We start from the raw sequence: 2,733 nt of genomic DNA on the forward strand, positions 1-2,733 counted from the left end.
TACCTAGCTGAACAGCATTAGAGAAAAACTGATCAATTGTGTAATATGAGTAATTTAAATTAATTGTAGTGAAGTTTTTAATTCTATATGATAGTTCACCTTCATAGCGTTGAAAACTATCTTGATCTTGCTCTGCAAAAAGGGAGAAATCACTTTTTAGTTTAAAATCAGAATCTTCATTGCCAAGTAGAAATTGTAAACCACCACCGGCAAAAAGTCTATCTTTTGTCAACCAATAAGGAAAACCGTTTCGTCTATCTTCGGAACCTACGCCATAAGCACCTTCAATTAAAGGACCTAATTTAAATTTATCTAGGTTTAATACATTGTATTCTACACGTGTACCACCTATAGCGTAGTATTGGCTATCAGTGTAGTAATCTGCTTTTATGTAAAACTCATGATTTAAATTGGAAGAATATTCAAATTCTTGAGCAGCTTTTACCTGTATGTCATAAATATTTAAGTCGTATCCAGGTCCTGTTGTAACAGGGTGAGCTTTTATGCCTAAAGAAGATTTACTATTATCGCCCATAAAATCTATACCAGATGTAAAATGGAAGAATACTTTATTGAAGTTGTCAAATTCAACTCTTGCACCAACATAAAAGGGATTCTTTTGGTTAGATTCTTTTTTATAAAGGTATTCTACACCTAATAAATCTCTACCAATATCATTAGGTACTATAGTATCTTTTAAAACTGAATATGCTGTACCTTGAACAATAGAGAACTGGTGAAAATCTAGCTCTTTATTATAAAAACCAAAGTGAAAAGCATTGTTGAAAAGAGTAGGGTTGAATTCATCTGCAATGGCCGATGAAGTAAGTCCTATAGAATGTCCTTTCTTTTTTCGTGATTCAATTTCTGATTTTTTAACAATAGCATCATCCATTAACGTTTTAAACTTACTTATATACAAAGATTGTTTTTCTTCAGAAGTTGCCTTTACCTCGTTATTAAAAGCAATTTTAAAATCTGGGTCAATTTTAGATGGAGGTATTTTCATGGCAATTTCACCAGCACCATTTACGTCTCCTTTTAATAATAATAACTTTACCATGTGGTTCATGGTATTATAATCTCTAGGGTTATTGTCAATGTGGTTTGCGTACACTTTAGTTAAATACCTGCCATTAGCAAATTCCAAATTCCAATCTAACAATTTTGCTACAGGTACAGTATTTGTGCAGGTGCTCCAATCTAAAGCTTTTTGGTATTGGGTGTAGTCTGCGAATAAAAATGCGATGTTTTTAGATAATCTGATTAGATCAGGTCTGCATGTTTCAATATCTCTTAATTCTTCAACTGCCTTGTCTTGGTCATTGACCAATAGGTATCTTATATAGTACTCAAAATCTGTAAATTTTTTACTTTCTATAGTTCTGGTTTTTTCTTTCCATTCTTTAACGATTTCTGGAGAAATATTACCACATTTTTGCCATTTCTCCGCTCTTTCAAAGTTTAGTTTATCTGCATATACTTGGCTGATAGATGTAGCTAAATCTCTATTAAAGATACTGCAAGGCTCAATATCATCTAGCTTCTTTATTAGGTCTTCATCATTAGAATTCACTAAAAATTCATAATAATTCAACTTATTTTCTGTAGTCGGTTCTATAGTTTGCAATACTTCTAAGACTTGTTCTATAATTTCTGTGTTATCTTCAGTATTAAAGTTCTCGTAGTATTCTTTTAAAATAGTGACATCATTTTGACCCCATTCCATCTGCCTCTCCATCCACATTTTTTTAATTGCGGGTGAAGGATAATTACTGACTGTACTAATATCCCTAGAGAAATCTGCATAAGAACTAGATGGATTTTTTAAGTATAGACTGTTTAGTTGAGACCAAAGTTCATCGGTTTTACCTTGTGCTTCCATACCTTCTGCATAGTTGACTATCTGTTGGGTATTAATGAACTTATTATCCTTAAATAATTTCTCCATTAGGTTTGTAGCTTCTTCCGTCTTTTCCTCAACAATTAATCTGTCTATTTTTTGCTTTAACGGTACCATAGTTTGTTTACTCTGGTTATAGGATTTGTAATCACTATTTGTATTGGTAATCAATGATGAGGTAGTATTTATTAAAGTTCTAATTTCTGGTCGAATGTCTGGTACACTGATATTAGGAGACTTTGTTTGAATACTGTACAGAAAACCGTTTAATAATGGAACCGAAGAAAATTCTACCTGATCAAAAGAAAGTGCTTCATGAATCTTTACATTATTACGTTCTTCAACATACATTAACCAATAAGATTCTTTTTTCTCATCAGAATTTAAAGAGCTAGAGACTTCATATTGCCCTTCGTAACTTAAGTGGCGAATACTTTGATAACGCCAATCCATAGCTGCCTCTGTAGATTGTTTGGCGGTCAAAAACTTCATGTAAGGGTGTCGTTTCTTATAATCGACAATATGCTTTTTTAATTCACCTATTGCATTTGTTGTGCTACCAATCTCTAAAATATCTTTAGTGTTTAATACATGAGACCAAATACCCGTATATAGATAGGTAGATTCTATTGCCCATTGTTCTTTTTCTGATATGGAATAGCCACTGCTTAGACGTGGATAATCAAAAAATCTATTGTTTAATGGGTCTGGATCAAATTCTCTATTACCACCTTCATACACATCGCCTAAGAAAGAAGTATGTAAAAAACTTAAGCTGGGAAATCCTTTTTTAAGTGATATTAGACCTAGACTATCTATTTGATTGTCTG

The 2,733-nt window shown here is 32.3% G+C and carries 1 protein-coding gene; it reads right to left on the reverse strand.

The annotated features are described in order from the left end of the window. A partial coding sequence (locus tag ABJI11_RS07925; RefSeq protein ID WP_348351007.1) for a hypothetical protein occupies positions 1-2,733 on the reverse strand: 2,733 nt, incomplete at both ends.

The sequence above is a fragment of the Maribacter sp. genome (assembly GCF_039968975.1).
In the GTDB taxonomy this organism is placed as follows: Bacteria; Bacteroidota; Bacteroidia; order Flavobacteriales; family Flavobacteriaceae; genus Maribacter.